Below are 24145 nucleotides of genomic sequence, written 5' to 3' on the forward strand. Positions count from 1 at the left end.
GTGGTAGGTGACCGTGCCCACGGACACCCCGGCCGCACCCGCGACGTCCCGCACGCCGACCGAGGAGGAGCCCCGCTCGGCGATCAGCGGCACGGCCGCCTCGACGATGAGGCGACGGCGCACCTCGGTGGGCTGCCGGGTGCGGTCGGCGGCGGCGACGGCGCGGCGCGGGCTTCTCCCGCCCGTCATCCGGACGTCCTCGGGGTGGTGCGGTGCCAGGTGCGCTCGGCCACGGTCTGGCCGTTCGCCCGTGCCCGGAGGTGGCTGTCCATCACGAACTCCGCTGTCGTGGCCTTCAGTTCCGTCCGCGCGACGATCTCGGCGTCCCATTCCTCGCCGCGGGTCAGCCGGATCGTCCATGCGGAGACGGCCGAGGCGGACAGTGGATCGTCGCTGCGGATACGGTACGTCTCCCGGGCGTTCTCCTCGTAACGCAGCCCGTCCGGAAAGGTGCGGGAGCCGCCGTAGCGGGGGTCGACATCAAGGGTCCACTCGCCTGCCGCGACATCGTGGGTGACGAGCCGTTCGGGTCGCGGCCGGTCCGGGAGGTCGTACGTCACCGGGAGCGGCGGTGCCTGTTCGGGCTCCTCGAAGCGGACCGGCTCTTCTGCTCCGGGCGCCTCTCCGGGCGCCCGCACGGGCAGCAGGAGGGCGCTGTGCGCGGGGATCACGGTCAGCTGTCCGCGCTCGCCGTGCGGCCACACCCACGGCCAGTAGGTGTTGGAGACGGCGACGCGGACGCGATGACCGGGCGGAAAGGTGTAACCGGTGGCACCGAGCTCGAACTCTACGTCCTCGTAGGTGCCCGGGACCCACTCGACGGACCGGTCCCGGCCATGCCGGCTGAGGAGGTTGAGCACGCCTCGGGCGACGAGGGTGGAGGAGCCGTCGGGGGCCACGTCGCAGAGGCGGGCGATCACATGGCCGCGCGGCGTGGAGCTGTCCAGCCGGAGCCTGACGCGTGGTCGGCCGAGGATCTCGACGCGCCCGTCCAGGGGCCCGGAGTCGAAGCAGACCGAGCGGCCGTCCTCCTCCCGCTGGTCGGGTGGCAGGTCGCTCGCGTTGCCGAAGGGGAAGAAGCGGCCGGCGTCGACACCGGTGTGCTGGGGGGAGTCGATCACCAGGGGCGCCTCGCCGGTGCCCAGGGCGCGTTCCTGCCGGCTCACCCTCGGGGAAGGCCAGGCCGTCTCGCCGATCCAGCGGCCCGGCATGACGTCGTAGGACGTGGCGGGTGGAACAGGGTCGTTGATCCAGGCCCGCAGCAACGGCTCGGCCATCACACCGGTGTCGCGGCCCTTGAGGTGCTGGTCCCACCAGCGCAGGGTCTCCTGGAGGAAGCCGATGGCGGGGCCGGGAGGCAGTCCGCGGTCCGGATACTGGTGGGACCAGGGACCGATCAGTCCTCGGACACGCTCGTGCGGAAGGTGCTCGACGAGCCGCAGCACTGTGTCGCGGTAGGGGTCGTTCCAGCCGCCGACGGCCAGGACCGCCGCGTCGACGGCTCCGTAGTCCTCGCACACGCTGCCGTGCCGCCAGTAGTCGTCCCGCTGCTGATGGGCCAGCCAGGTGTGCAGAAAGGGTTCGAGCTCTTCGAGGCGTTCGCGCCACATCGGCAGCCACCGGTCGGTGCCGACCTGCGCCGGGTCCGGTGGGCGGGCGGCGAAGGCGAGCATGGTGCCGGCCCAGGCGAGCATGTCGATCCCGAGGACGGCGCCGCCGGTGTAGTGCACGTCGTTGTCGTAGCGGTCGTCGGTGGAGCACACCGTCACGATCGCCTTGAGGGGGGCGGGGGCCATGGCGGCGATCTGGAGCGCGTTGAACCCGCCCCAGGATATGCCGAACATACCGACCTTGCCGGTGCACCAGGGCTGTGCCGCCAGCCAGTTGACGACGTCGACGCCGTCGGCGAGTTCCTGGGCGTCGTACTCGTCGCCCGGTACGCCCTCGCTGTCGCCGTGGCCCCGGATGTCGACCCGGACGGAGGCGTAGCCGTGGCCCGCGTACCAGGGGTGGCGCTGGGCGTCCCGGGGGGCTGTCCAGTCGCTCTTGCGGTACGGGAGGTACTCCAGCAGTGCGGGCACGGGGTCGCTCGTCGCGTCGGCCGGACGCCAGATGCGCGCGTGCAGCCGGACCTTTCCGTCCCGGGTGGGGATCCAGACGTCCTCACGCACGACCTGGCGTTCGAACCGCTCGCGGTACTTCACGGAACTCCTTCGACGAGGGGGGTGCTTGCGGGGCGCCAGCGGCGGACGCGGTGGCCGTGGCCGTGGTCGGTCCAGACGCCGTCGGCGTCTGCTGTGTCCTCCCAGTCGGGCACGTCGTCCACGGGTGGCCGTGCGTCGGGATCGGGTTCGAGGGCCGCGGCCATCAGCTCGCGGGTGTAGGGGTGGCCGGGGTCGGCGAAGACGGCCTGGGTGGGGCCCTCCTCCACCACCACACCGTGACGCAGGACCAGGACACGGTCGGCGAGGCCCCGTACGACGGCCAGGTCGTGGCTGATGAACAGGCAGGCCAATTGCCGTTCCCTGCGCAGGTCGTCGAGCAGCCGCAGTACATCGGCCTGTACCGAGACATCCAGTGCTGTGGTGATCTCGTCGGCGATCAACACGTCCGGCTCGCCGGCCAGTGCCCGGGCGATACCGATCCGCTGCCGCTGGCCGCCGGAGAGCTGCGCGGGCAGCCGGTCGGCGAGCGCCGGGTCGAGTTGGACGTCCCGCACCAGTTCACGGGCCCGTGCGGTGGCCGCTTCCCGGGTCGGCGCCGTGCCGAACAGACGCAGCGGGCGGCGAATCGCGTCGCCCACCGAGCGGCGCGGGTTGAGGGAGGTGTCGGCGTTCTGGAACACCAGCTGCACCCGGCGCCGCAGGCCCGGCGGACGTTTGCGCGCGGGGCGGGTGAGATCGCCCGACTGATGGGTCATCGTGCCGCCGGAGGGCGCGCGCAGGCCCGCGAGTGCCCACGCGAGGGTGGACTTACCGCTGCCCGACTCCCCGACGAGGGCGACGATCTCGCCGCACCGGAGCTCGAAGGAGACGCCGTGCACGGCGCGGACCGAGCCGTGGTCGACGGTGACGTCGTCGGCGGAGACGGCCACCGGTGCCTCAGGAGGCACCACGGCTCTGGCGCGGACCTCCCGCTCGCCGGACTCGCTCACCAGGGCGAGTCCGTCGTCCGCCAGTCGGGGCACGCTGGCCAGCAGCCGCTTCGTATAGGCGTGTTCGGGGCGGGAGAAGAGCCTTCGGGTGGGTGCCGACTCCACCGTCCGGCCCAGCCGCAGCACTCTCACCTCGTCGGCCATGCGTGCGACGACGCCCAGGTCGTGGCTCACCAGCAGGGCGGCCAGCCCGAGTTCGTCGCGCAGGTCGGCGACGAGGTCGAGGATGCCGCGCTGGGTGACGACGTCGAGACCGGTCGTGGGCTCGTCGAGCACAAGGACCCGGGGGCGGGCCGCGAGGGCCATCGCGATGGAGACCCGCTGCTGCTGTCCGCCGGACAGCTCGTGCGGATAGCGGCGCGCCAGCTCGGCGGGCCTCGGCAGCCTGACCTGCTCCAGCAGGTCGAGCACCGGGACGTCACCGCCCGCCTCCGCGATCTGCCGCCCGACGCGCATGGACGGGGTCAGCGAGTGGCCGGCGTTCTGGGCGACCATCGCAACGGTTCCGCCGCGCAGCCGCCGCAACGTGCCGGGGGAGAGGGCGAAGACGTCGTGGCCGTCCACCCGGACTTCCCCGCCGTCCAGACGCGAGCCGTGGCGCAGATGGCCGAGCAGGGTGGCCGCGACAGTCGACTTGCCGCTGCCGGACTCGCCGACGAGGGCGAGCGTGCGCCCCTCGGGGAGTTCGAAGGACACCTCCCGCACGACCGGCACGTCCTGGCCGCCCGAGCGGTAGGAGACGGAAAGCGAGTTGACGGACACGAGGGCGGTCATCAGGAGCCCTCCCGGATCCGGTCCACGCCCCAGGCCTTGGACAGGCCGTCGGACGCGAGGTTGATCCCCACCACGAGCGTGGCCAGGGCGATGATCGGCGCGAGGCTCGCCATCGGGACGACGGTGATGGCGGTGCGGTTCTCGGCGACCATGAGCCCCCAGTCGGGGGTCGGCGGGGCTGCGCCGAAGCCGAGGAAGGACAGGGAGGAGATCAGCAGGACGACCCAGGAGGCCCGCATGGCGAATTCCACGCACACCACGTCGACGATGTTGGGCAGGACCTCCCGCCGCAGGATCGCCCAGGTGCTCTCCCCCCGGGCGCGGGCCGCGGTCACGTAGTCGGCGGGTACGACGGCGAGCGCCGCACCGCGCACCACCCGCACGACCTGCGGTACGAACACCACGGCGACGGCGCAGATGATGACCGGGTAACCGGTACCCAGCACGGTGACGACGACCAGCAGCGCGAGGATCGCCGGGACCGAGAGCACCGCGTCCAGCACCCGGCTCAGGATGTCGTCGAACCAGCCGCCGCGCAGGGCCGCCGCACAGCCGATCACCGTACCGAGGGCGACCCCCAGGACGGTGGAGACGGCGGAGACGCCGAGCGCGTACCGGCCGCCGTACAGCACCCGGGCGAGGACGTCCCTGCCGTACTGATCCGTACCGGCCCAGTGCTCCCGGCCGGGACCGAGAAGCGCGTGCGAGGGGCTGTTGGCAACGGGGTCGTGCGGCGTCAGCAGCGGGGCGAGCAGCGCGAGCAGCACATGCACGCCCACGACGGCGAGGCCGATGACGGCGGTACGGGAGGAGCGCAGGGTGCGCCAGGTACGGATGGTGCGCCCCCTTGCGGGCGCGGGCGCGGTTGCCGGCGCGGGGGTCGGGGCGGGGTCGAGGGCGGTCATCGGGTCCTCCCGCGCGTACGGAGCTTCGGGTTCAGAGCCATGGAGCCGAGGTCGGCGGCGAGGTTGCACACGACGTAGACGACGGCACTGATCAGCGCGACGGCCTGAATGACGGGCAGATCGCGGTTCTGCACCGAGGTGAGCAGCAGTTTGCCGATGCCCGGATAGTTGAAGACGTTCTCGACGACGGCGACCCCGCCCACGAGCCAGGCCACGTTCAGGGCGATCACATGCAGGGTGGGCAGCAGCGCGCCGGGCAGGGCGTGCCGGGTGACGACCCGCCAGGTGGACAGGCCCTTGAGCCTGGCCGTGGTGACGTACTCGCTCGCCATCACATCGATGACCGACGTCCGGGCCATGCGGACGATGTAGGCGGCCATGACGGTCGCCAGCGCGAGCGCGGGAAGCCAGACGGCAGGCAGCAGTTGACCGACGCTCGCGTCGGGGCCGTACAGGACGACGGCGGGGAACCACGGCAGCGCGATCGAGAAGCACAGCACCAGCACGGTGGCGACCACGAACTCGGGGATGCTCATGCCGACGAGGCTGACGGTCGAGATCAGGTGGTCGGCCCAGCGGTCGCGGTACAGACCGGCGAGCACGCCCAGCACCAGGGACCCGGTCACCGCGAACAGGACCGTGACCAGGGCGATCAGCGCGGAGTTGCCGAGGTGGGCGACCGTCTCGGTGGCGACGGGCTTCCCGGAGACCAGGGAGGTGCCGAAGTCCCCGTGCAGGGCCGACCCGACCCAGTCCAGGTAGCGCTCCCAGGCGGGCCGGTCGAGGCCCATCTGCTCTCGCAGACCGGCCACGGCGTCCGGCGTGGCATCCTTGCCGAGAATCTTGGTGGCCACGTCGCCGGGCAGGGCCTGGACGGCGAGGAAGACCAGGACCGAGGCCAGCAGCAGGGTGCCGAGGGCCGATATGGTGCGGCGGGCGATGAACGAGAGCATCCTCAGGCTCCCTTCAGGCCGATGGCGAGGTAGTCGAACTCGAACCCGTGCTCGGCGTATCCGCGTACTTTGCGGGAGACCCCGACGAGCCGGTCGGCGAACATCGGAGTGATCGCCCCGCCCCTCTCGATCACCATGGTCTGCCCCTCGCCGTACAGCTCGCGGCGCCGTTTGTCGTCGGTCTCGGCGCGGGCTCGGTCGATGAGCGCGTCGAAGTCCTTGTCGGACCAGGCCGTCTCGTTGTACGACGAGCCGCTGCGGAAGATCTGTGTGAAGAGCTGGTCGATGGGCCGGCCCGTGTACCAGTAGGTCGCCATCAGCGGCTTTTTCATCCAGATCTGCGTGTAGTACGAGTCCGCAGCGGCCGTCTTCACCCGGACCCGGATCCCGGCCCGCCGCGCCGAGTCCTGGTAGGCCAGCGCCATGGGGGTGAACAGCGGGTCGTAGGAGGAGGTGTGAAGGTCGACGGTCAGCCCCTCATGACCCGCCTTCTTCAGCAGATGGCGGGCCCGGTCGGGGTCGTGCTCGGGGTGCGAGCGGATGTGCAGCGGGTCGTCCGGCGGCACCGGGTTGTCCCAGCCGGCGGTGCCGGCGCCCTGAAGAGCGACCTTGACCACGTGCTCGGGGTCGTAGGCGAGTTTCATCGCCTTGCGCACGCGTACGTCCGTGAAGGGCTTCTCCGTGGTGAGCATCGGCAGCACGTACCACTGGGAGTTCTTCACACGGGCGATGGTGGCGCGGTCCGACGCCTCGACCACGCGGGCCGTCGCGAAGTCGAGGTTGGTCTGCGAGAGCAGGTCGACCTGGCCCGCCAGCAGTGCGTTCGCCCGGGCCGACATGTCGGCGACCGAAGCGAAGGAGATGGCGTCGAGAACGGGACGCCCGGCCCAGTGATCCTGGTAGGCGGTGACGCTGCCGGGGCCCGCGGGCGTGAACGACTCCAGCCTGAAGGGGCCGGTGCCGATGCCGGTGCGGCCGATGGATCTCCCGCTCCCGTCCGGGATGACGTAGCAGTTGTAGTGCGTCAGCAGGCTGGGGAACTCGGCGTGCGGCGACTTCAGCGGGACGACGAGCGTGTGGGCGTCGGGAGTGCGCAGCGTCTTCGGGTCGATGAGCGGGGCGAGAACGCCCGCCTGCGGGGACGCCGTCGCCTTGTCGAGGATGTGACGCAGGGTGTACGCCGCGTCGGCCGAGGTGAATGCGTGGCCGTTGTGGAAGGTGACGCCTTTGCGGAGGCGGAATGTCCAGGTGCGGGCCTTGGAATCCGCTTCCCACGACTCGGCGAGGTCGGGGACGAGGCCGCCGTCGGGGTCGACGCGGACGAGACGGTTGTACAGGGCGCCCAGATACTCGTACGCCGACAGGGGGCCGGCGGGGTCGAGGGTCTCGGCGTCCGACGCGGGCGGGCGGGCTATCCGGAGGGTGCCACCCCGGTCCGGAGCGCCCTTCGGCGCCGCCGCGGGCAGGGCGGTGACGGACGCCGTGCCCGTACATCCGGACACCAGCCAGGAAGCGCCGAGGCATGCGGCACCGGCGAGCAGCGACCGCCGTCCTGGGCGGTGGGCCTCGGTCATGGGCAACCGTCCTCCGCGCTATTCGTTCAGCTGAACGATTGAGTGAAGTGCGTGAACGATAACGGCCCGGCGGTTTCAAGCCAACCCTCGAACGCGGAAAAAGAGCGCGCGAGGGCTCCATGGGCACGAGGACCAATCGGGCAAATAGGGAGAGAGCAGGAGATGCGGAAGACCCAGTCTCCGTGTGCCCTTGTGCCCGGCTGCCCTCACGCCGCCGGGAATCTTCGCTCCGCGGGGACGGAGGGCCGCCGTCCCCAGGCCGATCGGACCGCCCCGGCCGCACGCGTACCCGTACGACGGGGATGCGCCCCGGCCGCGCGTACCCGTACGACGCAAGAGCGGCCGACCGTATGAGCGGCTGACGACATGAACGGGCCGGGGCGGCCAGGACGAGACGGGCGTTCGGCGCGTCACGTGCCGGTCACTGGAAGGCCGGCACGACTTCCTTGGTGAACATCTCCAGTGACCTGCGCTTCTCCTCGTGCGGCAGGCTGTTGTCGATCCAGAAGCTGTACTCGTCGATACCCAACTCCTCATAGCGGCGCAGCCGCTCGACGAGCTCGTCAGGAGTGCCGATCATCGCGGTCCTGTGCAGGGATTCCAGCTCGAACTCCGGGCGCCCCTCGAACTTCTCGACCGGGCTCGGGTCCAGGAACCCGTTGTCGGGAGTCTGCTTGTTGCCGAACCACGCGTCGAAGGTGCGGTAGTAGCGCTGGATCGCCTCGGCTGCCGGGCGCCAGCCGTCGGGGTCCTCAGGGCTGTGCACATGAGTGTGCCGCAGCACCATGAGCTCGGGCCTGGGCACCTCCGGGTGGTTGCCCACCGCGGTCTCGAACTTGTTCACGAGGTTCTCGACCCCCTCGATGCCCTTCATCAGGGGAGTAACCATCACGTTGCACCCGTTGGCGACGGCGAAGTCGTGCGAGTCGGGGTCACGTGCGGCGATCCACATCGGGGGAGTCGGCTGTTGCACCGGCTTGGGCACACTGGTGGACGTGGGGAACCGCCAGATGTCCCCGTCGTGGGCGTAGTCGCCTTGCCAGAGGGCGCGGACCGCCGGCACCAACTCGCGCAGATGCTTCCCCCCGTCGGCTGCCGGCAGCCCGCCCGCCAACCGGTCGAACTCGAACTGGTGGGCACCGCGTGCCAGCCCGATCTCGGCCCGGCCACCGCTGATCACATCCAGCAGCGCGGTCTCACCGGCAGCTCGGACCGGGTGCCAGAAGGGCGCGACGATGGTGCCGGCGCCGAGCCGGATCGTCGAAGTGCGCGCGGCCAGGTGGGCGAGCTGCGGCATGGGGCTGGGGGAGCTGACGAACTCCATCGAGTGGTGCTCACCGATCCACACCGTTTTGAAGCCACCCGCTTCGGCGATCTGCGTGAGCTCGGTGAGGTTGTCGAACTGCTGGGAGGGCGTCACGCTCTCGTCCCAGCGTTCCATGTGCGCGAACAGGGAAAACTTCACGGCTGCTGCTCCTGGTGTGCGGGGTGGGGGCGCTGCCCGTCGGCGGCGCTGCTGTCGTGCCGGTCGGTGGTGGGGGAGGTCTGGCTCGTGGCATCCATCTCGGCAACAGAGACATCGCCGGTGGCCCAGTGGGTCCGCGGCACCTCGCGGACCACGACACGGATGTACTCCGGCCTGGTGTCGACGGTGCGAAGAACGGCGGCATGGACCTCGTGCATCAGCTCCCGGAGCTGACCCGGAGTGCGTCCCTCGGCGAGGGTGATGTCGATCTGCGGCATGTCAGCCCCGCATGACGAAGGGGTCGGCCACGGGCTCTTCGCTGGTGTTGATCCAGACGCTCTTGAGCCGCGTGTACTCCTTGATCGTCTCGGTGCCGTGCTCGACACCGGCGCCACTGGCCTTGAAGCCCTGACGCGGGGACATCGGCGACATGGCCCGGTAGGTGTTGACCCACACGGTTCCTGCCTCCAGACGTGCGGCCATGCGATGGGCCCGGGCCAGGTTGGAGGTCCACACCCCCGCCGCGAGGCCGTACTCGGTGTCGTTCGCGAGGCGGATGACTTCCTCCTCGGTCTCGAACGGCATCACCGTGAGAACCGGGCCGAAGATCTCCTCCCGCACAACGCGCATGCTGTTGTCCACATCGACCAAGATGGTGGGCTCGTAGAAGTAGCCGCCGAGGCCGCCGTCCGAGGGGCGGCCACCCGTGAGCACGCGGGCCCCCTCGCTGCGCCCCAGATCGACGTACCCGGCGACCTTGTCCCGCTGGTCCTCGAAGGCCAGGGGGCCGAGCTCGGTGCTCTCTTCCATCGGATCGCCCATGCGGATGCGCCCGGCCCGCTCGGACACGCGCTGGAGCAGTTCGTCGTAGACGGACCGGTGTGCGAACACTCGGCTGCCGGCGATGCAGGTCTGACCTGCGGCGGCGAAGATGCCGGCGACGACCCCCATGGCGGCGTTGGGGATGTTCGCGTCCTCGAAGACGATGTTGGGCGACTTGCCGCCCAACTCGAGCGTCGACCCGATGAACCGGCCGGCTGCGGCTGCGGCGATACGGGATCCGGTGGCGGTGCTGCCGGTGAACGAGATCTTCGCGAGGTGACGGTGATCGACGAGGGCTTGCCCGGCCTCCGCCCCGAAGCCGGTGACGACGTTGACCGCGCCGGGCGGGAATCCGGCCTCCAGCGCGAGTTCGGCGAGCCGGAGCAGCGCGGCCGAGGTGTGCTCCGAGGGCTTGACCACCACGGTGTTCCCGGCGCAGAGCGCGGGCGCCAGCTTGCTGCTGGTCAGTGTCATCGGAGAGTTCCACGGGGTGATGGCGCCCACCACACCGAGCGGCTCGCGGCAGGTGTAGTTGAGAACGCTCCGGTCGGAGGTCGGAACGACGTCGCCGTGGATCTTGTCGGCCAGACCGGCGTAGTAGTGGTAGTACTCGGGCAGGGCGGCCAACTGCCCGTGCATCTCGCGCAGCAGCTTGCCGTTGTCCCTCGTCTCCATACGCGCGAGGTCCGCTGCGTTCTGTGCGATCAGATCTCCCAGCCGGCGCAGGAGGTGCCCGCGTCGGGTCTGGCTGAGGTCGCGCCAGCGCGGGTCTTCGAACGTCTCTCTCGCTGCGGCCACGGCTCGCTCGACATCGGCGGCGTTGCCTCTCGCCGCCTGGTAGAGCGGCCGGCGTGTTGCCGGGTTCGTGCTCTCGAAGTACTCCCCGGAGGACGGCTCGATGTGCGCGCCGCCGATGAAGTGCTGCAGCTTCTTGAGATCAGCCATGAGTGTTGTCCCTGATGAGCGTGGTGAAGCAGTCGACGAGGGCCTCGGGGCGTTGGACAGGGAGCATGTGGCGTGCCTCGGGAACGACGACGGATCTGCAGTTCGGAAGTGCCGCAGCGAGCCGCCGGGTCATCTCGGGTGTCGACCCCGGGTCGTTCTCGCCGGTGACCGCCACGGCGGGGGTGGTGATGCGGGGCAGAGCGGGACCGATTTCCGCGTCAGCGGTCGCGAACACCCGATAGCACGCGCGGAAGGACCCCACGTCGTTGGCGAGCAGGGTCGCCTCGGTGCGGCGCACCCACTCTGCGGCGACGTCGGTGCCCGCGTACCACCGCCGCAGCGAAGCGGCGGTCGCTGCCCGGAAGTCGGCTCGTGCCGCGTCGAGGCGCTTGAGGACTTTCGCCCGCTCCGCCGGTGTACGACGGCACACCGAACTGACCGAGGTCAGTGTGGCGACGCGGTCCGGGCGGTGAAGGGCCAGATACTGGGCCACCAGGGCCCCCAGGGAGAAGCCGACCAGATGGGACCCCTCAGGGATCTCGGCTGCGACACCGAGCGCCAGGTCCCGAAGGGTGGTGCCTGCCGGAGCGGGGTCGTTCCGCCCGTGTCCGGGCAGGTCGGGCGTCACGAGGGTGAAGCGGTCGGCCACCAGCTCGGCGGTGGGCTCCCACATCGTACGGTCGAGCCCGACGCCGTGCAGCAGTACGAGAGTGGGCTTGCTCATTCCCACTACTGCTCGGTCGAGAGGGCCGCCAGTCGCTGCTGGGGCCGCCCCTGCGCCGCGGCGGCCAGCCCCACGATGATTTCGTCCGGGTGCGGAGCGTCGGCGACCCGGACCTCCACGGACTGGTGGTGGGAGCGGATCGTCGCATCGGTGATGTGCTTGAGCGGGATGTCGAAGACGACGCCGGCCGGGCCCCGCTTCTCGACGGCGGGCAGGAGCGTGCCCGCATTGGCAGCCTTGCGGAAGTGGTCACCGAACTTGAGGGTGTGGATCAGTGCCGACCCGTGCTCGATCTCCCCGTCGAGGCCGACGACGGCGGCCTTGCCGAGGCCGACGACGGCGGCCTTGCCGTACGCCTCGGCGGGGGCTCCCAACGCCTCGAGCACTGCGGGCGCGAGCAGTGCGCCGATGTCCGAGGCGTTCGCCTCGATCCCCGGGGCGAGATCTTCGACAAAGCCCTGACCGGCCCAGGGGTTCTCGATCACGGCGGCCACGACGGCCACGGTGGCCGGCGGGCTGACCGGTCGACCGCCTTCGGCCCGGATCTCCTCGACGACGGTGACCATCTTGCGGACGTTCATGACAGTGATTCCTCCAGGGTGCGGGTGGTGACGACCGGGTCCGTCCTGCGGTCCCCGATGCGGGGGTGCGGGCGAGGACCGGTGGATGCGGCGGCGATGACGACGATCTCGTCGGCCCGGGGGGCGTCGGGGACTCGTGCGCTGATGGTCTGGTAGTGGCTGCGCGTCGGGGCATGTGTCTTGTGCCAGAGGGGGACGACCAGTGATTCGCCTGCTACGGCCCGGGTGTCGGCGAAGCAGATGATCGACTCGCCGTTGAGCAGCTCGCGGACCAGATTGCCGAAGAACGGCGTGTGGATGAGCGCTCCGGCGTGTTCGAGCTCGCCGCCGGTGCCGACGACCGCGGCCTTTCCGAAGGCCTCGATCCGGTCCACCCCGCCGAGCGTCTGCGCGAGCCGGGCGGAGAGGAGCTTCGCCAGCACGGGCCCGATCCGGCTCTGCTCCGGGGCGAGATCGGCGAGCGGCGCAGCGTCGATCCATGGATTGCGCAGGACCGCGGCCACGCTGGCACGTTGCGCGGGGCGATCCGGAGCCCGTCCCGCCTCGGTCACCACGGTGTCTCGGTACGTCACGAGCTTACGAAGTCCGATCCGCTCAGCAGAGGGATCAGCATCACTCTCTTGCATGGCAGAGACCGTAGGTATCCGTATCGCTGCGGTCAAGGTCGATCCGTCGATTTCGAGCTACGAGTACGAGGAGTTGAGCGTCGAAAGCTTTGCGTGGCCGCTCTGAACTGGGCATTTTCTGGAGTGGCAGCAGGGTGGACGTATAAATCGCTGCACGACCCTTGACGCCACGACTGTGACGTCACTTACGGTCTCTTGCATACCAGCGGCCCTGTGGGAGCCGTCTTGTATGCCAGTGCGGCCTGTGGGCGCCCGACGCGAGGAGTTTCATGTCCAGACAGCTTCAACGCCCCCTGAGGACAGGTGAGCTCGGCTCCGTCTTCTGGACATCGATCGGGGTCGCCGCGGTCTTCGTCGCCTGGGCGGCTCTCTTCACCGAGAACCTCAACCGGGTCACGGCCGCTTCCCTGAACTGGGTCACCACGTCGTTCGGCTGGAGCTACCTGGTCGTCACCCTGGGCATCCTGATCTTCTTGGTGTTCCTGGCCTTCAGCCCCGCGGGCGGTATCCGGCTCGGCAAGGACACCGACAGACCGGAGTTCTCCACCCCGGCCTGGACCGCGATGCTCCTCGGCGCCGTGATGGGCATCGGACTGGTCTCCTACGGCGTCGCCGAGCCCATCTCGCACCTGGCCGCACCACCGCACGGACTCGCCGAGCCGAACACCCACGAGGCCGCAGTCCGCGCGCTCCAGTACTCCTATTTCGACTGGGGTCTGCACGCCTGGGCCGTCTTCGCCGTGTTCGGTCTCGCCATCGCCTACTCGACGTATCGCAAGGGACGGCGCCCTCTGGTGAGCCAGTTGTTCACGCCGATTCTCGGGAACAGGGTCAACGGGCCGGCCGGTAAGGCGATCGACATCCTCGCCGTCTTCGCCACGCTCTTCGGCACGGCCACCTCCCTCGGGCTGGGAGCGCTGCAGATCAACAACGGGATGGGACGGCTGTTCGGCGTGCCCGTCAACTCCGTCGCCCAGGTGGTCATCATCGCGGCCATCACCGCCGTCTTCACCCTGTCGGCCGTCACCGGCATCAACAAGGGGATCAAGGTGCTGAGTTACACCAGCAGCACCCTGGCCGTCGTGATGTTCGTGTTCATGCTGATCGTCGGCCCCACGGTCTTCCTCATCAATCTCTACATCGAATCGATCGGCGTGTGGGCCGGCGATTTCTTCCGGATGAGCCTGCAGGGCACCGCCTTCGGCGGACTGGCATGGATGCAGTTGTGGACCTACTTCATGCTGGCGTGGTGGGTCTCCTGGGGAGCGTTCGTGGGCGTCTTCCTCGCCCGTATCTCCCGCGGCCGAACGATTCGCGGATTCATCATGGGAGTTCTGACGGTCCCGAGCCTCGCCTTCTTCACCTGGTTCGCGGTGTTCGGCGGCGCGGCCATACATGTGGACCTGTTCGAAGGCGGAGACGTCGCCAAGCAGACCGCTGCCGACTTCGGCAACGCCTTCTTCGCGACGCTGGAGCACTTCCCCCTGTCCGGGGTCACATCGGGAATCGCCGTCCTGTTGGCCGTGATCTTCTTTGTGACAAGCGCGGACTCCAACACCTATGTGCTGGGCTCCATGACCTCCAACGGCTCACTCGCACCGCCCCGCTCCGTCCTCGTCCTGTGGGGCATCCTCACCGGCGTCACCGCGGTCGCACTGATGCTCGCCGGCGGCCTCAGCGCGCTGCAGAACACCGTGATCGTCACATCGCTGCCCTTCCTGGCGATCATCGCCTGCCTGGCGGTGTCGTTCGGGAAGGAGTTGGCATCGGACGTGCGACACGAAACCAAGAACCCTACCGAGCCGAGCAGGACTCCCGTCGAGAAGGAGAAGGCCGATGCCGCACACTGAATCCCGTCGCGCGCTCATCCAGAAGATCTGGGAAGATACCTGGAACCGCGGCCACGTCGACGCACTCGACAATCTCCTCAGCGGCGACTACCTCCGGCACGGCAGGGAAACGCCTCCCCAGGACCTGCGCACGTTCAAGGCGTCGATTCTGGCCACACGTTCCGCGTTCCCGGATCTTTCGACCACGCTCGACGACATCGTCATCGAGGGCGATCGGGCCGCGATCCGCTGGCACAGCAGGGGAAGCCACGAGGGCTCCCTCATGGGCGTCCCGGCCACCAAGCGGCGAGTGGAAGTCGGCGGCGCGACTTTCGCACGGTTCGAGGAGGACCGCATCGTCGAGGAATTCGTGACATGGGACCCGAGCGCCCTGCTCTCGGCGCTCGGCATCATCAACGTCGGACAGGACTGAGCAGCATGACAACAAGGAGCCCACTTATGCCCGCGCTTCCGACGAAGCCCGACACCGACCTGATGAAGCAGGTCAACCGGCAATTCGTCACCGGCGTCACCGTGGTGACCGCGCTGGACGACAACGTCCCGAAAGGGCTGGCCGTCAACGCGTTCTCCAGCATCTCGCTGGACCCACCGACGGTCATGGTGTGCGTCCAGCGCACCTCCTCCACCCATGACTGCCTCTTCCGCACCGGGCACCTCGCGATAAACATCCTCTCGACGGACCAACGCGATGTGGTGAACTGCTTCGCGGCCAAGTCCGAGGACAAGTTCCGCGACATCGACTGGACGCCCGGCCCCTACGGCAGTCCGCTGATCGCACGCAGCAGCGCGCAGATGGAAGCCGAGATCCGCGAACGGCTCCAGGCCAGCACCCACACGGTCTTCATCTGCCGAGTGGTGCACGCCTCGACCACGGACAGTGATCCCATGGTCTACCGCGCCGGTAGGTTCTTCGACGGCGGCGCACTTCCGCCTCTGGGATGATCGGCAACACGACGTGATACCAAGGAGCTGGCTCAGTGGCTGAAGGAACGGGCGGATCGACCAACAGATCCATCCAGGCCCAGGTCATCGCCGAGATGCGCGGGCGCATCATCAGCGGTGAGATCGACCCGGGAGATCCCCTCTCGGAGCTCGCTCTGGCTGAGGAGTTCGGCGTCAGCCGGACACCGGTCCGCGAAGCGCTCAAGCAACTGCAGACCGAGGGACTCGTCGAGATCAGGCCGCGGGTCGGAACCTTCGTCACGACTCCGTCCCGACGCGAGATCACGGAACTCTTCGAGATGAAGGAGCTGCTGGAGGGCGCTGCCGCCCGCCTCCTGGCCCAGCGAGGCCGAGTGCCCGAGATCGACCGGCTGCAGGAGAACCTCAAGGAAGCCGACGCGGCCGTGGCTCGCGACGACCACGAGCGCTACGCGGAGCTGGTGGGGGAGTTCCACGAGCTGTTGATCACCGGCGCGGACAACCACAAACTCGAGGCGCACTACAGAACGCTGATGAATCAACTGGCCTACTCCCGGCTGGTGAAGACCTCGCTGAGCCAGCCGGGCCGGCCGCTGCAGTCCGACCGTGAGCATCACCTGGTCGTCGAGTTGATCGTCGAAAAGGACGGCGACAGCGCTGAACAGGTCATGCGGGAGCACGTGCGCGCCAGCCGCCGCGCGCTCATGGCCGGGCTGCCGACCCCAGGTTCCCAGTCGTCGACCGGTACGGCAGACGTCTGACGGGCTGTATGCACGGCTGAGGGGCAAGCCGACCGTTCGCGCCGACAGGGTGCCCGCCGTTCTCGTTGGACGGAGTGCGACGAGCGCCTTGCGGGACCGCATCGTCGCGGCCCTCGCCGACTTCGAGGTCGCCCCACGCACCGAGGACGGAGCCCGTACGGGCCCGCACGGAATGCCTGCTGATCATGGAGTCGGCCAAGAAGGACGCCTGGTCTGCGGTCTGTCGCACCGGGACCCCCGGTCACCCCGGGTGGCGCTCCGATGGCCGGTCCGCGTAGACCGGTCGGCGGGGAGCGGCCCGACGGGAGCGATCACCGCAGCGATCGTGAGGGGGGAAGGCGCTCCGCCACGCGGACCGTGGACGGAACACCGTCTGCGCGCCGTCGCCGGGCAGACTCGGTGCTGCAGTGCGTCGGCACTGCAGTGCACGCGGTGGTCGAAGCGATGGCGGGCGAGGCGCACATGGTGTCCCGAAAGGGCGATGGAACCCCCGTTCTCAACATGGAGGACGCATGAGTCGCGCGGGCGACGTCACCGACGTCGTGATTGTCGGCGGCGGGGCGGCGGGCCTTTCGCTCGCGCACGCGCTGACGAGGCCCGGTGCCGCCCGCCCCCTCTCGGTGGCGCTGGTGGAGACCCCGAGGCCGTCGCTGCGGCCGGCGGCCCGCACCTGGTGTTTCTGGCAGGAGGGCCCGGGCGACTTCGACGACGCGCTGGTCGCCTCCTGGCGGCGGCTGCGCGTCCATGGCCGTGACGGTGAGGTCGTGGAGGGGGAGCTTGGCAGGTTGCGCTACCAGATGCTCCGGTCGGACGGCTTCGAAGCCCTGGTCGGATCGCGACTGGCCGCCCTTCCTCACGTGCGGCTGGTGGAGGCGACAGCGGAGACGGTGCGCAATGTGGCCGGCGGCGCGGAAGCCCTGTGCGTCACCGCCGAAGGGGACCGCGTGACACTGCGGGGCCGGCACCTGTTCGACTCCCGCCCCGCCCGTTCGCTGCCGCCGGCCCGTAGCACCCTGCTGCAGCACTTCGAAGGCTGGTTCGTGCGTACATCGGCACCGGCCTTCGACGACGAGGTCGTGCAGTTGATGGACTTCCGGGTCCCACAGCCCGCCCACGGGCTCGCCTTCGGATACGTCCTCCCGCTCGGGCCGCGGGACGCGCTCGTCGAGTACACCCAGTTCTCCAGGACCCCGCTGTCCCGCCCGGAGTACGAGGCGGCCCTTGAGCAGTACACCCGAGACGTCCTTTGCCTCGGGCGGTTCGAGTCGCGCTCCGTCGAAGCGGGCGTCATCCCCATGACCGATGCGCGGTTCGCCCGCCGGATCGGCCCCGCCGTGCATCGCATCGGCGCCGTCGGGGGCGCCACCAGACCGGCGACCGGCTACACCTTCTCCGCCGTCCAACGGCAGAGCAAAGCCGTCGCCGCCGCGCTGCGCGACGGCAAGGAGCCCCGGCTGCGGGCGCCCCACGGACGTCGCGCCCTGGCCATGGACGCCGTGATGCTGCGAGCCTTGGACACCGGGCGCGTCAACGGCCCCGACTTCTTCACACGGTTGTTCCGGCGTATGCCCGCCGAACGGGTGCTGCGTTTCCTCGACGGCCGCACCGGGCTGAGGGAGGACGTGCTCCTCGGCCTCGCCACACCCGTCGGCCCCATGCTGCGTACCGCGGCGGAACTGCCCTTCCTGCCGCGGACGCCCTTCCCCTTCCCACACGAAGAGAGCACCGGATGACGCTGATGCGCGAAGCGGACCTGGCAGAAGCCTTCGACCATGCCGCCCCGGTGTACGACCGGCTCGTCGGTCTGGACCCCGGGCACCGCCACCACCTCAGACGTTCAGCGCGCCGGCTCCGCCTGCCCGACGGTGGCGCCGGCCGGCACCTCCTCGACATCGGCTGCGGTACGGGAGCCTCGACGGCGGCCCTGCTGCGAGCCGCCCCGCTCGCCCGCATCACCGCGGTCGACGCCTCCGCCGGCATGCTCGAACAGGCAGCCGCCAAACACTGGCCCACCGGCGTGTCCTTCGTGCACACGCCGGTGGAACGGCTGGCCGCCGCCGAGGTCACGGGGCCGTTCGACGCGGTCTTTGCCGGCTACCTCTTCCGTAACGTGGCGGACCCTGATGCCGTGCTGGCCGCGGTCCACTCGGTTCTGCGCCCCGGCGGCAGACTGGCGGTGCACGAATACTCCCTCAGCGGATCCGCCATGCACCGCGCCGTCTGGTCGGCCGTGTGCCGGGCGGTCATCATCCCCGCCGGCACCGTCACCGGCGACAGCGACCTCTACCGCTACCTTCACCGGAGTGTGCTGGAGTTCGACACCGCGCCCGCGTTCGCCGCCCGGCTCGCCGGTGCCGGATTCAGGGACACCCGGGTGCTGCCGGTACCCGGATGGCAGACCGGTATCGTCCACACGTTCCTGGGCCGCCGGGCCGAACCCGGCCGGGGCTGCCGGGAAACGGAGGGCCGATGATCCGCATCAGCGACCGCGGCGGGGCGGATCCCGGCCGGGGGCGGGATCGGAAAGCGCAGTTGGTGCCGGCGGCGCCGGGGCTGCGCCGGGTCCAGGGAACGGCGCCGCGCGCAGCGGTCGTCGGGGGTGGCATCGCCGGCTTGGCCTCCGCGACGGCGCTGGCCGAAAGGGGCGTCCGGGTCACGCTCCATGAGCGCGGACCCGCCCTCGGCGGCCGTCTCGCCGGCTGGCGGACCGAACTGGCGGACGGCAGCCGGGTGACCATGAGCCGCGGCTTCCACGCCTTCTTCCGTCAGTACTACAACCTGCGCGGTCTGCTCCGCCGTGCGGCCCCCTCGTCCTCCGTCCTCCGTCCGCTGCCCGACTACCCCTTGCGCCATCGGAACGGGCTCACCGACAGCTTCGCCCATGTGCCCCGCACACCGCCCTGGAGCGCGGTCGGGTTCGCGGTGCTCAGCTCCACTTTCGGGTGGCGGGACCTGGCGGCCGTCCGGGCGAGGTCCGCCCTCCCGCTCTTCGACGTGCGCGTGCCCGACGTGTACGAGCGGTTCGACGCCGTGAGCGCCCATGACTTCCTTGCGGCGGTCAACTTCCCCCCGGCGGCCCACCACCTCGCATTCGAGGTGTTCTCCCGCAGCTTCTTCTCCGATCCGCGAGAACTGTCGGCGGCCGAACTGCTGCTGATGTTCCACATCTACTTCCTCGGCTCCTCGGAGGGACTGCTCTTCGACGTGCCCCACGAACCTTTCCCACAGGCCCTCTGGGAGCCGTTGGGCCGCTACCTCGAATGCCTGGGCGTGGACGTCCGCACCGGCGCACCCGTCGACTCCGTTCGTCCGTCGGGCGGCACGGCTTTGACTGTCGACGCCGGCGGTACCTCCACCGAGTACGACGCCGTGGTCCTGGCTTTGGACGTGAGGGGCCTGCAGCGGCTGGTCGAGGCGTCGCCGGGGCTGGGGGACGAGGCGTGGCGGGCGGCAATCGCGGCTCAGCGGACCGCGCCGCCCTTCCTGGTGTCCCGGCTGTGGCTGGACCGTCCCGTGGACCGGTCCCGGCCGGGCTTCCTCGGCACGAGTGGCTTCGACGGCCTCGACAACGTGAGCGTGCCGGACCGCTGGGAAGGGGAGGCGATCCGCTGGGTGCGGCGCACCGGTGGCAGCGTCGTGGAACTGCACGGTTACGCCGTCGACGAGTCGGCCGACCGCCACGCCGTCGAACGGAAACTGCTGCGGCAGCTTCACGAGGTCTACCCGGAGACCGCCGGGGCCAGGGTCGTCGACGCCCGGCACGAATGGCGTGCGGACTGCCCGCTCTTCCCGGTCGACGGCTACCGGTCCCGCCCGGCGGTGAGCACTCCCCACCCCGCACTGACGATGGCCGGCGACCTGGTCCGCACCGACCTGCCGGTGGCGCTCATGGAGCGCGCCGCCACAACAGGGTTCCTCGCCGCCAACGCACTGCTGCGGCGTTGGGGTGCGGCCGGCCACCCGCTGTGGACGGTGCCCCGCAGGGGGCGTTCGCCGGTGCTGCGGGGCATGGCCGCCCGGTTCCCGGATCCGGCTGAGTCACCGCTGCGCTGAACGGCCGGTCGAGCGCCCGGCGGGGTCCGGGCCGGCAGACGGACGGGCTCGGCGCATGGGCCGGTTCAGCCCGGGAAGCGGCCCATGTGGCGCAGCAGTCGGCGCCGTTCCGCGTACACGAGGTCGTCGCGCCACAGACGCCCTGCCGCCCACCGGATCAGCGGCCGAAGCGCGGGAGCCGCCGCCCGTGCCACGGCGAAACCGCGTCGGCCGGAGACGGCGACGACGGCTTCGATCACCGCCGTGCGCGGACTGCCGTCCGGGGCCGGGCTCAACGGCGTGGCGTGTGTTTCCGCGACGGATGTCGCGCCCTCACCCTCGACGATGCGCATGACGACCGTGCGCGGCTCCGGCGCGGTGAACACCGCCTGCACAGGAACGACCAGCCGCCCGGCGAGCCTGAACGACACATCGACGGTGAACGCGTCCTCGTCCGCGTCGCTCGAAGGGGCCCCCACGACGGCCAGATCCATGAAGGAGTACGGGTGCAGCCAGGACCCGTGCCAAGGGTCCAGGCGGTTGGCGACGACGTCCTCCGGCTCGCAGCGGCCCACGGTGGTGAAGACGGCGTCCACGGCCTTGTCGCGGGGACGCTGCGGAACGACCGGCCGGTCGAGCGGCGGTTCCCCGCCGAGTGCGTCGAGGCGCACCCAGGCGAGTACACCGTCGTCGTGGGCGGGGTACGGCTCCCATCCGGCGGACGCGCGCCCGTCCAGGGTCAGTCCGTGCCAGTGGCATACCAGGCTGCCGCACACGACCCGGCTGTCCCGCAGGGGTGCGCCCAGGTGCGGGCAGGCGCCCGGTCCGGCCCTCAGCTCGCCCGACGCGGTGCGCCAGGCGACGACCTCCACCCCGCCGACCGTCCGCCCGAACGGGCGGTCGCCGCTGATGTCCCGCGAGGCGCCGATGACGTACCAGTTGCCCGACGGCCGCGCCGTGGAGCGCTTCAGCGCGTCCGCGATGAGCGACGGCCTGGCCTCGCGCCATGTCGGCGTCTGCTGCTCCCAACGGGTCCGGCGCCGTGACCGCACGGGCAGGGTGTACCGCGGAAGTCCTGGACGCCCCGTCATGCCAGGTACCTCCCAGAGCCCGTGGAGGGGCATCCTCGCGCGGACGCCGCCGGTGATCCCTCGGCAGCGTGCTGCGACGACTGCCGGGGCTGGGAGCGCAGACGGGCCGCGAGAATACGGGCGAGTCCGCCCAGCGCGACGGCGGCGCGGCGCCTGCGTGGCACCACCGACCGCCGCTGCACCACGGAGTAGCCGTCGTCGGCGATGGCGTCGAGGATCCCGCTGTACAGGGTGTACGCCGTCCGGATGCAGGGCCGGGCGCGCGGCTCGAGCATGTCGATGCCCGGCCGGGCCTCCCGGTAGACGCTCCGGGTGAGGTCCTCGGCGGCCCGCAGCGCGGCGCGGATCCTGCGGTCCGGCCTGCCGGTGGCGCGGCTCCACTCCAGCAGCGCGCGGTCCGCGCCGTGCGCGGCGAGCAGGTCGGCGGGCAGATACACCCTCCCGCGGTCGAGGTCCTCGCCGACATCGCGCAGGAAGTTGGTGAGCTGGAACGCGACGCCCAGCGCGGCCGCGTGCGGTGCCGCCACCTCCTCCGGCACGACCGTGCCGAGCACCGGCATCATCTGCAGGCCGATGACGGCGGCTGATCCGTGCATGTAGGACCTGAGGTCCTCGTAGGCGGCGTAGTCCGTGACCGTGAGATCGTCCCTCATGGAGGTCATGAAGTCCGCGAAGTGCGCGTGAGGGATGGCGTAGGTCCTGGCCGTGTCGGCCACGGCCCGCACGACGGGTTCGCTGCTCCGGCCGGTCTGCAGCCCTGAAGCGAGTTCGCGCTCCAGCCGCGCGAGTCGCCGGTCACATGCTTCGGGCGCGCGGGCGGAGGCCGGATCGTCGACGATGTCGTCGGCCCAGCGTGCGAAACCGTACAGCGCGTGGACGGCCGGGCGCCGGTGGACCGGCAGCAGTCGGGTCGCGAGGAAGTACGTCCTGCCGTACCGGGCGTTGAGCCGTCGGCAGTGCTGGTAGGCCGCTCGCAACCCCGGATCCGAGATCCGCGCCGCGTCGAGCTCACGTGTTGTCATGGACACCCCTCACTGTCCGCTGATGCGCGACGCCGCCAGCTTTCCGCTGACGAGCACGGTGGGTACGCCGACGCCCGGAGTCGTGCCGCAGCCCGCGAGCACGGCGTTGTCGACGCCGGTGACGAGGTTGCGCGGCCGGAAGGGGCCGGTCTGCGCGAAGGTGTGGGCCGCGGAGAACGGTGTTCCCGCCGCGTGGCCCAGTGCCGTCCAGTCGGCGGGGGTGATCAGCCGTTCCTCCTCGACGGCGTCGCCGAACCCGTCCAGACCGCGCTTCTCGAGCTCGCTGACGAGGCTGTCGCGGTAACGAGGGCCCAGGGCACGCCACTCGTCCGCCGACGGGCCGACGGTCGTGTTGGGGCAGGGCGCCAGCACGTAGTGCAGATGCCGGCCCTCGGGTGCGAGCCGCGGCTCGTGGGCCGTGGGCCGGGTGATGAGCAGCGACGGGTCGCTCATCAGCCGCCCCGTGCGGGTGATCTCGTCGAACGTTCGTTCCCAGGCGTGTCCGAAGGAGATGGTGTGGTGGTCGAGACCGGGCCAGGTGCGGCGCGTGCCCGCGTGGAGGATCACCGCGGACGGCGAGTGCTGCAGCTGTACCGGCCGGCGTGGAGTGCGGCGCAGCAGGCGGTAGACGACGGGCAGATCGGGTGTGAGGACCACGGCGTCGCAGGGCAGCCGCTCCCCGTCGTCGAGGTGCACGGAGGTGACGCGTCCAGCGGACAGAGCCAGTTCCGTGACCTCGGTGCCGTAGCGGAAGTCGGTCCCGGCGTCGCGGGCGGCGTCCGCCATCGCCATGGGCAGCGCGTGCATGCCTCCCTTGGGGAAGTACACGCCGGCGACCGTGTCCATGTAGGCGATGACGGCGTAGGCTGCGAGCGCCCGGGCGGGCGGCACTCCCGCGTAGAGCGACTGGAATGAGAACACCCTGCGCAGCCGGGGGTCCTTGATGTACCGGCCGATCTGCGCGTCCAGCCGGCCGAAGCCGCGCAGCGCGGCCAGCCGCGCCAGATCAGGGTGCAGCAACTGGAAGGGCGAGTCGAAGTTCGTGTCGATGAACCGCTGCAGCTGCGCCTTGTAGAGCGACCGCAGCCACTGTCGCAGCCTGCGGTAGCCGGCGGCCTCGGCCGCGCCGGCGAATGCGCGGACCTCCTCGGCCATCGCCTCTCCGTCGGTGTACACGCCGAGCGCCGAACCGTCGGCGAACTGCGCCCGATAGGCGGGGTGCAGGGCGACGAGTTCCACGCGGGCCGCGAGCGAGTCGCCCACCGCGGCGAACGCCTCGTCGGCGAGGTGCGGCATGGTGAGCACGGTCGGCCCCGTGTCCAGAAGGTAGCCGCCCAGCCGGGCCCGTCCCGCCCGCCCGCCGGGCCGGTCCGACCTCTCGACCACGGTCACCTGTCGGCCGCTGCCCCGCAGGTGCAGCGCGGCGGCGAGACCGGACAGCCCGGCACCGACGACGACCACGCGGTCGGTGCGACCGGGGACGGTTCTCATGGAGTGTCCTCCTCGTGCGGCGGGGCCGGTCGGTCCACCGCTGTGCGAACCAGAGTGCCGAGCGTCGCGACCGCTGCGGGGCCGACAGGGCAGTGCGACCGGACGGCGTTCACTGAGGTGGACCAGCCGGCCGCTCCCCGCCTCCGTGATCGGCCTGGCCAGGGCCCGGGGTCAGCGCGTCGGCTGCCGGTCGGCCCCGCACGGCTCGGTGGGTCTGCGGGACGTCAGAAGGCGTACCGGATCGTCAGCCAAGGGGCGTGCGTCCGGCCCAGGCCGCGTACGGTCTCCACCGCGGCGGCCTTGGTGCCGTTCCGACAGCGCATGTTCCAGCCGCCGTTCTCCGGACGTTTCGGCTGCTGGGATCCGGGCGCCGGAGAGCCTCCTCCGCGCGTGGACGCCACGCCACGTCAGCATCTCGTCGAGACGGAACAGTGCCGGTCGGGGGAAGGGCTGC

22 protein-coding genes are annotated in these 24145 nt (G+C 70.6%); 7 read left to right on the plus strand and 15 right to left on the minus strand.

Annotated elements, in window-relative coordinates:
* The 12 genes from KBY19_RS16655 to KBY19_RS16710 all read right to left on the minus strand — a co-directional run.
* A partial coding sequence (locus tag KBY19_RS16655) for a TetR family transcriptional regulator (protein ID WP_210966046.1) occupies nt 1–189 on the minus strand: 189 nt, incomplete at its 3' end.
* The gene (locus KBY19_RS16660) at nt 186–2204 is read right to left on the minus strand and encodes a CocE/NonD family hydrolase (RefSeq protein WP_210966047.1); all 2019 of its coding nucleotides are present in this window, start codon (nt 2202–2204) and stop codon (nt 186–188) included. The genes KBY19_RS16655 and KBY19_RS16660, both read right to left, overlap by 4 nt.
* The gene (locus KBY19_RS16665) at nt 2201–3928 is read right to left on the minus strand and encodes an ABC transporter ATP-binding protein (protein WP_210966048.1); all 1728 of its coding nucleotides are present in this window, start codon (nt 3926–3928) and stop codon (nt 2201–2203) included. Before KBY19_RS16665 ends, KBY19_RS16660 begins: the two co-directional genes overlap by 4 nt.
* Nucleotides 3928–4833, minus strand: a complete 906-nt coding sequence (locus tag KBY19_RS16670) for an ABC transporter permease (protein ID WP_210966049.1) — start codon at nt 4831–4833, stop codon at nt 3928–3930. Before KBY19_RS16670 ends, KBY19_RS16665 begins: the two co-directional genes overlap by 1 nt.
* Nucleotides 4830–5786 (minus strand): ABC transporter permease, encoded by a 957-nt coding sequence (locus KBY19_RS16675; protein WP_210954993.1) that lies wholly within the window; start codon nt 5784–5786, stop codon nt 4830–4832. Before KBY19_RS16675 ends, KBY19_RS16670 begins: the two co-directional genes overlap by 4 nt.
* A gap of 2 nt (nt 5787–5788) precedes the next feature.
* Entirely contained in the window at nt 5789–7360 is a 1572-nt protein-coding gene (locus KBY19_RS16680; protein ID WP_210954992.1) for an ABC transporter substrate-binding protein, read from the minus strand.
* 421 nt (nt 7361–7781) lie between these two features.
* The gene (locus tag KBY19_RS16685) at nt 7782–8825 is read right to left on the minus strand and encodes an LLM class flavin-dependent oxidoreductase (RefSeq protein ID WP_210966050.1); all 1044 of its coding nucleotides are present in this window, start codon (nt 8823–8825) and stop codon (nt 7782–7784) included.
* Nucleotides 8822–9103, minus strand: coding sequence for a tautomerase family protein (locus KBY19_RS16690; RefSeq protein WP_210966051.1), 282 nt, complete (start codon nt 9101–9103; stop codon nt 8822–8824). Before KBY19_RS16690 ends, KBY19_RS16685 begins: the two co-directional genes overlap by 4 nt.
* 1 nt (nt 9104) lies before the next feature.
* Complete coding sequence (locus tag KBY19_RS16695) at nt 9105–10592, minus strand: aldehyde dehydrogenase (protein WP_210966052.1); 1488 nt, start codon at nt 10590–10592, stop codon at nt 9105–9107.
* Nucleotides 10585–11316 (minus strand): alpha/beta fold hydrolase, encoded by a 732-nt coding sequence (locus KBY19_RS16700; RefSeq protein WP_099885609.1) that lies wholly within the window; start codon nt 11314–11316, stop codon nt 10585–10587. Before KBY19_RS16700 ends, KBY19_RS16695 begins: the two co-directional genes overlap by 8 nt.
* A gap of 5 nt (nt 11317–11321) precedes the next feature.
* Nucleotides 11322–11897, minus strand: a complete 576-nt coding sequence (locus tag KBY19_RS16705) for an amino acid synthesis family protein (RefSeq protein WP_210966053.1) — start codon at nt 11895–11897, stop codon at nt 11322–11324.
* Nucleotides 11894–12523: an amino acid synthesis family protein gene (locus KBY19_RS16710; protein WP_210966054.1), complete on the minus strand. Its 630-nt coding sequence runs from the start codon at nt 12521–12523 to the stop codon at nt 11894–11896. Before KBY19_RS16710 ends, KBY19_RS16705 begins: the two co-directional genes overlap by 4 nt.
* Before the next feature lie 269 nt (nt 12524–12792).
* Between KBY19_RS16710 and KBY19_RS16715 the strand changes: the two genes are divergently transcribed.
* From KBY19_RS16715 to KBY19_RS16745, 7 genes are all read left to right on the plus strand, one after another.
* Complete coding sequence (locus KBY19_RS16715; RefSeq protein ID WP_185018793.1) at nt 12793–14373, plus strand: BCCT family transporter; 1581 nt, start codon at nt 12793–12795, stop codon at nt 14371–14373.
* The gene (locus tag KBY19_RS16720) at nt 14360–14785 is read left to right on the plus strand and encodes an ester cyclase (RefSeq protein ID WP_099885613.1); all 426 of its coding nucleotides are present in this window, start codon (nt 14360–14362) and stop codon (nt 14783–14785) included. The genes KBY19_RS16715 and KBY19_RS16720 overlap by 14 nt, the downstream gene beginning before the upstream one ends.
* A gap of 26 nt (nt 14786–14811) precedes the next feature.
* A complete protein-coding gene (locus KBY19_RS16725) occupies nt 14812–15315 on the plus strand; it encodes a flavin reductase family protein (protein WP_185018795.1) in 504 nt (167 codons plus the stop codon).
* A gap of 71 nt (nt 15316–15386) precedes the next feature.
* Nucleotides 15387–16055, plus strand: coding sequence for a GntR family transcriptional regulator (locus tag KBY19_RS16730; RefSeq protein WP_210966066.1), 669 nt, complete (start codon nt 15387–15389; stop codon nt 16053–16055).
* A 512-nt stretch (nt 16056–16567) separates the two neighbouring features.
* Entirely contained in the window at nt 16568–17788 is a 1221-nt protein-coding gene (locus KBY19_RS16735) for a lycopene cyclase family protein (protein ID WP_210954989.1), read from the plus strand.
* Nucleotides 17785–18528, plus strand: coding sequence for a class I SAM-dependent methyltransferase (locus KBY19_RS16740; RefSeq protein WP_210966055.1), 744 nt, complete (start codon nt 17785–17787; stop codon nt 18526–18528). Before KBY19_RS16735 ends, KBY19_RS16740 begins: the two co-directional genes overlap by 4 nt.
* Nucleotides 18525–20108 (plus strand): FAD-dependent oxidoreductase, encoded by a 1584-nt coding sequence (locus KBY19_RS16745; RefSeq protein ID WP_185018799.1) that lies wholly within the window; start codon nt 18525–18527, stop codon nt 20106–20108. The genes KBY19_RS16740 and KBY19_RS16745 overlap by 4 nt, the downstream gene beginning before the upstream one ends.
* A gap of 65 nt (nt 20109–20173) precedes the next feature.
* On the opposite strand, the gene KBY19_RS16750 is transcribed toward KBY19_RS16745, so the two are convergent.
* Genes KBY19_RS16750 through crtI form a run of 3 tightly spaced genes read right to left on the minus strand, consistent with a single transcriptional unit; the run spans nt 20174 to nt 23691 of the window.
* Complete coding sequence (locus KBY19_RS16750; RefSeq protein WP_099885619.1) at nt 20174–21178, minus strand: DUF5914 domain-containing protein; 1005 nt, start codon at nt 21176–21178, stop codon at nt 20174–20176.
* Complete coding sequence (locus tag KBY19_RS16755) at nt 21175–22200, minus strand: phytoene/squalene synthase family protein (protein WP_099885620.1); 1026 nt, start codon at nt 22198–22200, stop codon at nt 21175–21177. Before KBY19_RS16755 ends, KBY19_RS16750 begins: the two co-directional genes overlap by 4 nt.
* A 9-nt stretch (nt 22201–22209) precedes the next feature.
* Nucleotides 22210–23691 (minus strand): phytoene desaturase family protein, encoded by a 1482-nt coding sequence (gene crtI, locus KBY19_RS16760; RefSeq protein WP_099885621.1) that lies wholly within the window; start codon nt 23689–23691, stop codon nt 22210–22212.
* Nucleotides 23692–24145 lie beyond the last annotated feature (454 nt).

The organism is Streptomyces sp. B15, assembly GCF_018070605.1.
GTDB classification, from domain to species: Bacteria; Actinomycetota; Actinomycetes; order Streptomycetales; family Streptomycetaceae; genus Streptomyces; species Streptomyces smyrnaeus.

Bases quoted from the DNA above. Each gene is read 5' to 3' on its own strand.
- KBY19_RS16710 (WP_210966054.1), bottom strand. From the start codon at position 12,523: ATGCAAGAGAGTGATGCTGATCCCTCTGCTGAGCGGATCGGACTTCGT.
- KBY19_RS16680 (WP_210954992.1), bottom strand. From the start codon at position 7,360: ATGACCGAGGCCCACCGCCCAGGACGGCGGTCGCTGCTCGCCGGTGCC.
- KBY19_RS16700 (WP_099885609.1), bottom strand. From the start codon at position 11,316: ATGAGCAAGCCCACTCTCGTACTGCTGCACGGCGTCGGGCTCGACCGT.
- KBY19_RS16720 (WP_099885613.1), top strand. From the start codon at position 14,360: ATGCCGCACACTGAATCCCGTCGCGCGCTCATCCAGAAGATCTGGGAA.
- KBY19_RS16690 (WP_210966051.1), bottom strand. From the start codon at position 9,103: ATGCCGCAGATCGACATCACCCTCGCCGAGGGACGCACTCCGGGTCAG.
- KBY19_RS16755 (WP_099885620.1), bottom strand. From the start codon at position 22,200: ATGACAACACGTGAGCTCGACGCGGCGCGGATCTCGGATCCGGGGTTG.
- KBY19_RS16725 (WP_185018795.1), top strand. From the start codon at position 14,812: ATGCCCGCGCTTCCGACGAAGCCCGACACCGACCTGATGAAGCAGGTC.
- KBY19_RS16665 (WP_210966048.1), bottom strand. From the start codon at position 3,928: ATGACCGCCCTCGTGTCCGTCAACTCGCTTTCCGTCTCCTACCGCTCG.
- KBY19_RS16735 (WP_210954989.1), top strand. From the start codon at position 16,568: ATGAGTCGCGCGGGCGACGTCACCGACGTCGTGATTGTCGGCGGCGGG.
- crtI (WP_099885621.1), bottom strand. From the start codon at position 23,691: ATGAGAACCGTCCCCGGTCGCACCGACCGCGTGGTCGTCGTCGGTGCC.
- KBY19_RS16670 (WP_210966049.1), bottom strand. From the start codon at position 4,833: ATGACCGCCCTCGACCCCGCCCCGACCCCCGCGCCGGCAACCGCGCCC.
- KBY19_RS16675 (WP_210954993.1), bottom strand. From the start codon at position 5,786: ATGCTCTCGTTCATCGCCCGCCGCACCATATCGGCCCTCGGCACCCTG.
- KBY19_RS16745 (WP_185018799.1), top strand. From the start codon at position 18,525: ATGATCCGCATCAGCGACCGCGGCGGGGCGGATCCCGGCCGGGGGCGG.
- KBY19_RS16695 (WP_210966052.1), bottom strand. From the start codon at position 10,592: ATGGCTGATCTCAAGAAGCTGCAGCACTTCATCGGCGGCGCGCACATC.
- KBY19_RS16740 (WP_210966055.1), top strand. From the start codon at position 17,785: ATGACGCTGATGCGCGAAGCGGACCTGGCAGAAGCCTTCGACCATGCC.
- KBY19_RS16715 (WP_185018793.1), top strand. From the start codon at position 12,793: ATGTCCAGACAGCTTCAACGCCCCCTGAGGACAGGTGAGCTCGGCTCC.
- KBY19_RS16750 (WP_099885619.1), bottom strand. From the start codon at position 21,178: ATGACGGGGCGTCCAGGACTTCCGCGGTACACCCTGCCCGTGCGGTCA.
- KBY19_RS16705 (WP_210966053.1), bottom strand. From the start codon at position 11,897: ATGAACGTCCGCAAGATGGTCACCGTCGTCGAGGAGATCCGGGCCGAA.